Source organism: Neisseria weixii (assembly GCF_042658245.1).
GTDB classification, from domain to species: domain Bacteria; phylum Pseudomonadota; class Gammaproteobacteria; order Burkholderiales; family Neisseriaceae; genus Neisseria; species Neisseria weixii.
The window spans coordinates 1-7,107 of sequence record NZ_JBHSPY010000053.1; the positions used below are offsets into that span (position 1 = coordinate 1).

At 51.5% G+C, this 7,107-nt stretch carries 8 protein-coding genes; 1 reads left to right on the forward strand and 7 read right to left on the reverse strand.

All coding sequences use genetic code 11. The features are described from left to right. Positions 1–237: 237 nt before the first annotated feature. From hpf to ACFPVS_RS13290, 7 genes are all read right to left on the reverse strand, one after another. A complete protein-coding gene (hpf, locus tag ACFPVS_RS13260; RefSeq protein WP_096296044.1) occupies positions 238–567 on the reverse strand; it encodes a ribosome hibernation-promoting factor, HPF/YfiA family in 330 nt (109 codons plus the stop codon). Positions 568–624: 57 nt separating this feature from the next. Further along, complete coding sequence (gene rpoN, locus ACFPVS_RS13265; protein ID WP_378595846.1) at positions 625–1,986, reverse strand: RNA polymerase factor sigma-54; 1,362 nt, start codon at positions 1,984–1,986, stop codon at positions 625–627. Positions 1,987–2,160: 174 nt separating this feature from the next. Further along, positions 2,161–2,895: an LPS export ABC transporter ATP-binding protein gene (gene lptB, locus ACFPVS_RS13270; RefSeq protein ID WP_096296200.1), complete on the reverse strand. Its 735-nt coding sequence runs from the start codon at positions 2,893–2,895 to the stop codon at positions 2,161–2,163. Between the two features lie 79 nt (positions 2,896–2,974). Continuing rightward, the gene (gene lptA / locus ACFPVS_RS13275) at positions 2,975–3,502 is read right to left on the reverse strand and encodes a lipopolysaccharide transport periplasmic protein LptA (protein ID WP_096296043.1); all 528 of its coding nucleotides are present in this window, start codon (positions 3,500–3,502) and stop codon (positions 2,975–2,977) included. Further along, complete coding sequence (gene lptC, locus ACFPVS_RS13280) at positions 3,483–4,064, reverse strand: LPS export ABC transporter periplasmic protein LptC (protein WP_096296042.1); 582 nt, start codon at positions 4,062–4,064, stop codon at positions 3,483–3,485. The genes lptA and lptC overlap by 20 nt, the downstream gene beginning before the upstream one ends. After that, positions 4,061–4,597: a KdsC family phosphatase gene (locus ACFPVS_RS13285; protein WP_096296041.1), complete on the reverse strand. Its 537-nt coding sequence runs from the start codon at positions 4,595–4,597 to the stop codon at positions 4,061–4,063. Before ACFPVS_RS13285 ends, lptC begins: the two co-directional genes overlap by 4 nt. Before the next feature lie 90 nt (positions 4,598–4,687). After that, positions 4,688–5,662 (reverse strand): KpsF/GutQ family sugar-phosphate isomerase, encoded by a 975-nt coding sequence (locus ACFPVS_RS13290; RefSeq protein WP_096296040.1) that lies wholly within the window; start codon positions 5,660–5,662, stop codon positions 4,688–4,690. Positions 5,663–5,903: 241 nt separating this feature from the next. On the opposite strand from ACFPVS_RS13290, the gene tal reads away from it, so the two are divergent. Then, the gene (tal, locus tag ACFPVS_RS13295; protein WP_096296039.1) at positions 5,904–6,959 is read left to right on the forward strand and encodes a transaldolase; all 1,056 of its coding nucleotides are present in this window, start codon (positions 5,904–5,906) and stop codon (positions 6,957–6,959) included. The last annotated feature ends 148 nt before the right edge of the window (positions 6,960–7,107 follow it).

Sequence of the window (7,107 nt, forward strand, 5' to 3'; positions counted from 1 at the left end):
TTAAATTTTAGATTTTGCGTTTTTTTGTCATGGATAAACTACAGGGAAGCTATGACAAAAAAACGCAAAACTATGACAAAACGCGCGCTACCTTACAGTTGCGTTAATTGTCAACAGACTTTAGTGTCCTGTTTTTATTTTAATTAACTATATTTGTATCGTTAGTTGAAAAACGAATGAATGATCAATCATAAAAAATGCCGTCTGAAAATTTTCAGACGGCCTCTTAATAAGCATTTATTCTTGTTCGGTGCCAACCACATCGGCAGGGCGTGGGGCGCGGGTATCATTGCTTTTTTCTTTATGCTTCAACACCGCCCGATCCAATTTATCCATTAATACGTCAATCGCGGCGTACATGTCTTGTTCTACCGCTTCGACGTGCAAATCTTTACCGGCCAAGTGCAAATCGGCTTCGGCTTTTTGATTCACTTTTTCAACCGACAGGGTAATGGTCACGGAAATCACATTGGCGGCATGGCGGTTGATGCGTTCCAATTTTTCAGACACATAGTTTTTAATCGCTTCGGTAACATCAAAATTCAGACCGGTAATTTTCGGGTTCATAATAAAACTCCTTCGGTGAGTAAATCCGCCAACGTGACGGGCATAAAAATCTTGTGTTCAGCCGATAAGCTTGCGCTTGTGCGCAGGCGGAATACCGAGTGACTCCCTGTATTTGGCGACAGTGCGGCGGGCAATTTCAACGCCTTGCTGTTTTAAGAGCTGCACCAAGGCTTCATCGGAATGAGGTTTGTGCGCGTTTTCGCTGTCAACCAATTGCTTGAGCATGGCTTTAACCGCACCTTGGCTGACGCCTTCGTTGTCGCTGTCGGTACTGATTGCTTGTGTGAAGAAATAGCGTAACGCAAATAAACCGCGTGGGCAAGCTAAATATTTTTGATTGGCGGCTCTTGAAATGGTTGATTCGGCCAGCTCCAATTCGGCGGCGGCATCTTTGAGCAGCATGGGTACCAAGCCGATTTCGCCGAAGATGAAAAAATCTTCTTGCCGCTCAACGATGTATTCGGCCAAGCGGATAACCGTGCTTTTGCGCAATTCCAAGCTGTCTATTTTTTGGCGCGCTTCTTGGAGCTTTTCTTTCCATTCGGGCGATGCGTCTCCGATGTCTTGCAGCAGCTCGGCATATTCGCGGTTGATTTGGATTTTAGGCCAAGCCGCTTCGTTGCCGCTGACTTTCCAGCCATCAGCCGTTTCTCTGACCCATACGTCGGGTTGAATGTAGGCGGTCGGCTCGGCAGAAGCGAAACCGTAGGCGGGGTAGGGGTTGAGTGATGCAATCAAATCCAAGGCCGTCTGAATGGATTCGGGCGTGGATTCGGGATACATTTTTTGGAAACGCTGAATATTTTGCTGGCGGTTTTTGCCCAGCTGTTCAAATGAGCTTTGTATCAGATGGCCGGCCAGTTGGCGTTCGGGTGAAGGGGGCTGGCGCATCAGTTGCAGCATAAGGGATTCGGTAATGTCTGCGGCGGCGACACCCGGCGGGTCGAAGGTTTGCAGGATGTCGAGCGCGTTTTGCAAATCGTCTTCATCCAGCATCCAGTCCAGCGGCGTATGGTCGATGACTTCCGATAGGCTGTCGGAAAAGTAGCCTTGATCGTCAAGAAAATCAATCAGAATGTGGACGTGGGCGGCTTCGGTTTGGGAAAGAGGGTGTTCGCACACTTGTGCATGCAGATAAGCATTGAAATCTTCTTCTTCGGCGACATTGAGCCAAGCATCTTCGGCATCGTCGCCGCCGATTTGGTTGCTGCGCGGTAGGGCTGCGGAAAGGCTGTTGTTGAGCTCGGCATCGCTGAATTCATCAGATTCGGGGCGTTCGAGTAAGGGGTTTTCCTGCAGCCAGTCTTCTACTTCGCGCTCGATGTCTTGGTTGGACATCTGCAATACGCGCAAGGCTTGTTGCAGCCTTTGGTTGAGCTGCTGGGTTTGCTTGAGTTTTAAGCCGAAATTGGGATTCATAGGATAAGTAAGTTGCGTTTTTCGTTTATTTTTTTAGTGCCGGCCATGTTGCCGCGTGCGTTTACGGGGAAACATGAAAGGCCGTCTGAAATAAGTTACCACAAAATGAGCGTGGTTACTATTTTTCAGACGGCCTCTTTTCATATTTATCAATAAAAGGCGGGTTTCAGGGTATCAGTATTTGAAATTTTCGCCCAAATACACAGCACGTACTTTTTCGTCATTGACCAAGTCGTCCGGGTTGCCTGAAGCCAATACCGTGCCTTCGCTGATGATGTAGGCGCGGTCACAAATACTTAAGGTTTCGCGCACGTTGTGGTCGGTAATCAATACGCCGATGCCGCGCGATTTGAGGAATTCGATGATTTTTTGAATATCGATGACCGCCAAAGGATCGACACCGGCGAAGGGTTCGTCCAGCAGAATAAAACGCGGTTTCATTGCTAAGACGCGGGCGATTTCCACGCGGCGTCGTTCACCGCCCGATAACGATGGTGCCGGGTTGTGGCGAAGACGCTCGATGTTCAAATCGGCCAACAGTTTGTCGATTTCGCCGTCGATGCCGCTTTTGTCTTTCAGGCTGATTTCTAAAATGGCGCGGATGTTTTGTTCGACGGTCATTTTGCGGAAAATCGAGGCTTCTTGAGGCAGATAGCCTACGCCCAAGCGCGCACGTTCATGAATCGGCAGGTGGCGCAATTCTTGGCCGTCGAGCGTGACGCTGCCGCCATCGGCAGCAATCAGGCCGACAATCATGTAGAAGCTGGTGGTTTTGCCCGCGCCGTTGGGGCCGAGCAGGCCGACCACTTCGCCGCTTTCGATTTCCAGCGAAAAATCTTCCACAACTTGGCGTTTTTTGAAACTTTTTTGCAGGCCTTGGGCGACAAGGCGGCTGGCTGGTGCAGTCATAATCTGTTCTTTAAGCGGAATCAAGGTTGGATAGGCCGTCTGAAAGCTTGGTTTAACAAAAGGTTCAGACGGCCTCAGTTTATTGTTTGGTCGAAGTCGGCTGAATCACCACGCTCACGCGGCCGGATTTGGCCGGTGATTTCACACCGGCCTGTTTCGAGCCGCCGTGAATGGTATAGACTTCGGTGCGCATATTGTAGGTAATCACCGCGCCTTGGGCGACATCCCCACCGCGTTGCACTTTGGCATTGCCGGTAAGCGTCACCAAGCCGGTAGCCGAGGCGTATTCGACTTGGTTGCCTTGGCCGTTGACCGTGCCTTTGTTGCCGTCAAGCTGCTGGCTGAAATGCACGGGCGAGCCGTTGGCTTTCATCAATTGTTCGCCTTTGTCGTTACGCGAAACGGTAACGTTGGCGGCATTGATATTCAGCGTGCCTTGTTTGATGATGACGTTGCCGCTGAAGGTGGTAGTCTGTTTGGCTTGGTCGAGCGAGCCTTGATCGGCTTCGATCTGAATCGGTTGGCGGCTGTCGCTTTGCAGCGCGAAAGCAGGCGCACTGATCATCAGGGCGGACAATGCGGCGGCTTTAAAGATTTTTAGCATCATAAATCGTGGCTTTCACTTTTGATGGGAAATTGAGTAAACCTTTGGTGTGGTCGTAAGTCATGCCGACAGAAGAGCCGTGGGATTGACCGTAGGTAAATTCAACCGGATGCTCGGTTTGGGCAAACTGGATCCGGGTGTCGACATGAATAAATTCGGTTTTGACCGTGCCGGCAGGATGGGTGGCATCGGCCGGTTTGGTCAGCAATACTTCTTTTTGGAACACGGCAACACGCGTATCGGTGTTATATAGGCCTTCTTTGCCTTTCACTTGGTAAGCGGGCTTGCCTTGCTGATGTACGTCAAGCTTAGGGGAACGGAAATGCACGTCTTTGCTGTTGGGCAATTGGAACGCTTCGGTAGCGGTGAAATGCTCTTGCAAATTACCTTGCTCATCAAAACGTTTGCCTTCCATACCGCCCATCCAATATTGCGGCTCATCGGGATTGAGTTGTACTTCTTCCGTTTGAATCTCGCTGATACGGCCGAGCCAAGCCGACAGGCCGCCGAGCACGACAGCCAGAATCAAAGGAAAAGCGAGACCGTAGTGCCATCTTATTTTCATTTGATATACTCGTTCAAAGCAGGCTGCAACGTGCCTTGCGTCTGCATAATCAAATCGCATACTTCGCGCACCGCGCCTTTGCCGGCGGGGCGTCGGGTGATGTAGGCCGCATGTTCCCGTGTAAACCAATGCGCTTCGGGCACGGCTACCGGCAATCCGCAGCGTACCATCACCGGCAAATCAACCACATCGTCGCCGACAAATGCGCATTCGTGTTCCGCCACACCCGCTTGTTCCCGTAATTGCGCATAGGCCGCACGCTTATCGTGAATGCCTTTGAAATAATGGGCAATGCCCAATTGCTGCACGCGGATGCTGACCGATGGCGCATCGCGGCCGGTAATAATGGCCGTCTGAACGCCGCTGGCTGCCAGCATTTTGATGCCGTGGCCGTCTAGCGTGTGGAAAGATTTGATTTCTTCGCCGGTGTCGCGGATGTAGATATGGCCGTCGGTCAACACGCCGTCCACGTCTAAAATCAACAATTTAATGGCGGCGGCGCGCTGTTGCAATTCGGGGGATAAGCTCTGCATGGCGGGTTCCTTGTTCAGACGGCCTATTCTAGCATAAAGGCCGTCTGAAACGTTTCGGGTAGAATAAACGGTGCGTAAAGTTTTGCAGCCTTACACAATACGCGCCATCAGTAAATCATGCATATTGAGCGCGCCGGTTAACAGACCGTCTGAATCGGTGACTAAGAGGCCATTGACATGGTTTTCCTGCATGTGTTTCAAGGCTTCGGTAGCAAGTTTGTCGGCGGCGATGGTTTTCGGTTTGGTGTGCATGATGTCGTCGACGGTTAAGCCTTTGAAATCATCACGTTGTTGGAACAGGCGGCGCAAGTCGCCATCGGTAAACACGCCTTTCAGACGGCCTTCGTGATCGGTTACGGCCAACATGCCCAAGCCTTTTTCGCTCATGTGTACAATCGCGTCTTTGAGCAAGGTGCCGCATACCACTGCAGGCAGTTTGCCGCCGCCGTGCATGATGTCGGCCACGCGCAGCAACAGGCGTTTGCCCAAGCTGCCGGCCGGATGGCTGAGGGCGAAATCATCGGGCGTGAACGCGCGCGCTTTCAGCAACACAATCGCCAGCGCATCGCCCAGCGCCATCACGGCGGTGGTGCTGGAAGTCGGCGCCAAACCGAGCGGGCAGGCTTCTTTGGAAACCGAAGCCGTGATGTGGATGTCGGCATGGCGTGCCATGGTCGAAGTCGGGCGGGCGGTGATGCAGATTAAGGTCACGTTTTTGCGTTTCAAGGCCGGAATAATCGCCGCAATTTCATCGCTTTCGCCCGAGTTTGACACCGCCATCACCACGTCGCCATCGACAATCATGCCCAAATCGCCGTGTGCCGCTTCGGCGGGATGCACGAAAAAAGCCGGTGTGCCGGTGGAAGCCATGGTAGCAGCCATTTTGCGGGCGATGTGACCCGATTTACCCATGCCCATAATCACCACGCGGCCTTGGCAATGCAGCAAGGCCTCGGCGGCCTGAACAAAATGTTCGTCCAACTCATTGGCGATTTCGTGCAAGGCTTCCGCTTCGATATGCAGCACATCGCGCGCCCAAGGTAAGTAAGATTCGGTCGTTGTCATCATTATGTCCGTCAAAGTGTGATACTGTTCAAAGGCTGGAAATCAAGGTATAGTGAAAATCCATCGGTTTGACAATTTATCGTGATAGTGAATGGTCTTAAAGCCGGACGGCGTTGGCTTGCCTTACCTTACCGTACCAAATTGTATGGTCTGCGGTGCGTCCTTGTCCTGCACCATTCAGCCTCATTCACTATGCCAACAATATACAAGACTAAACCCGCTCAACAAAAAGGATTCAGAGATGACTATTTTATCGGACGTTAAAGCATTAGGCCAACAAATCTGGTTGGACAACTTATCCCGATCGCTGGTGCAAAGCGGCAAATTGGCCGAAATGGCCAAGCAAGGCGTGTGCGGCGTGACTTCCAATCCGGCGATTTTCCAAAAAGCCTTTGCCGGCGACGCGTTGTATGCCGATGAAGCAGCCGCTTTGAAAGCACAAGATTTGAGCCCGAAAGAGCGCTACGAGACCTTGGCAATTGCCGATGTTCAGGCGGCTTGCGATGTGTTGCTGGCCGAACACGAATCTACCGGCGGCAAAACCGGTTTCGTCAGCTTGGAAGTCGCGCCGGAATTGGCTAAAGATGCTGCCGGTACTGTGGCCGAAGTCAAACGCTTACACGATGCCATTGGCCGTAAAAACGTGATGATTAAAGTGCCGGCCACCGATGCCGGCGTTGAAGCGTTGGCACAATTGGTTTCAGACGGCCTGTCGATTAACCTGACCTTGCTGTTTTCCCGCGCGCAAACCCTGAAAGCCTATGCCGCTTATCAGCGCGGTATTGCCAAGCGTGTGGCTGCCGGTTTGCCTGTTGACCACATCCAAGTGGTGGCCAGCTTCTTTATTTCGCGCGTGGATGCTGCTTTGGATGCAACCTTACCAGAACATTTGAAAGGCAAAACCGCCATTGCCTTGGCCAAAGCCGCTTACCAAGATTGGGAACAGTTTTTCAGCAGTGCCGAATTTGCCGAATTGGCCGCCAAAGGTGCCAACCGCGTGCAATTATTGTGGGCCTCGACCGGCGTGAAAAATCCCGACTATCCGGATACCTTATATGTTGACAGCCTGATTGGAGCGCACACCGTCAATACCGTACCGGACGCCACGCTCAAAGCTTTTGTCGATCATGGTGTCGCCAAAGCCACGCTGACCGACAACACCGATGAAGCCTTGGCGCAACTGGCCGAAGCAGAAAAACTCGGCATCGATTTGGAAGCTTTGGCAACCCGTTTGCAGGAAGACGGCTTGAAGCAGTTTGAAGAAGCTTTTGATAAACTTTTGGCGCCGTTGGCTTAAAGTTTGATCAGAATAGATTGAGCCGTCTGAAAAAATAATTTTCAGACGGCCTGAGACCTTTGCAAAACCCTTGTTAAACCTCACACAAAGCAACCATAATTACCAAGTAATTCCAATACTTCCCAAACACCCTAAAATCCTCTAAATT

Excerpts from the sequence above, each read along its gene's own strand:
- hpf (WP_096296044.1), bottom strand. The coding sequence starts at position 567 with ATGAACCCGAAAATTACCGGTCTGAATTTTGATGTTACCGAAGCGATT.
- rpoN (WP_378595846.1), bottom strand. The coding sequence starts at position 1,986 with ATGAATCCCAATTTCGGCTTAAAACTCAAGCAAACCCAGCAGCTCAAC.
- lptB (WP_096296200.1), bottom strand. The coding sequence starts at position 2,895 with ATGACTGCACCAGCCAGCCGCCTTGTCGCCCAAGGCCTGCAAAAAAGT.
- lptA (WP_096296043.1), bottom strand. The coding sequence starts at position 3,502 with ATGATGCTAAAAATCTTTAAAGCCGCCGCATTGTCCGCCCTGATGATC.
- lptC (WP_096296042.1), bottom strand. The coding sequence starts at position 4,064 with ATGAAAATAAGATGGCACTACGGTCTCGCTTTTCCTTTGATTCTGGCT.
- ACFPVS_RS13285 (WP_096296041.1), bottom strand. The coding sequence starts at position 4,597 with ATGCAGAGCTTATCCCCCGAATTGCAACAGCGCGCCGCCGCCATTAAA.
- ACFPVS_RS13290 (WP_096296040.1), bottom strand. The coding sequence starts at position 5,662 with ATGACAACGACCGAATCTTACTTACCTTGGGCGCGCGATGTGCTGCAT.
- tal (WP_096296039.1), top strand. The coding sequence starts at position 5,904 with ATGACTATTTTATCGGACGTTAAAGCATTAGGCCAACAAATCTGGTTG.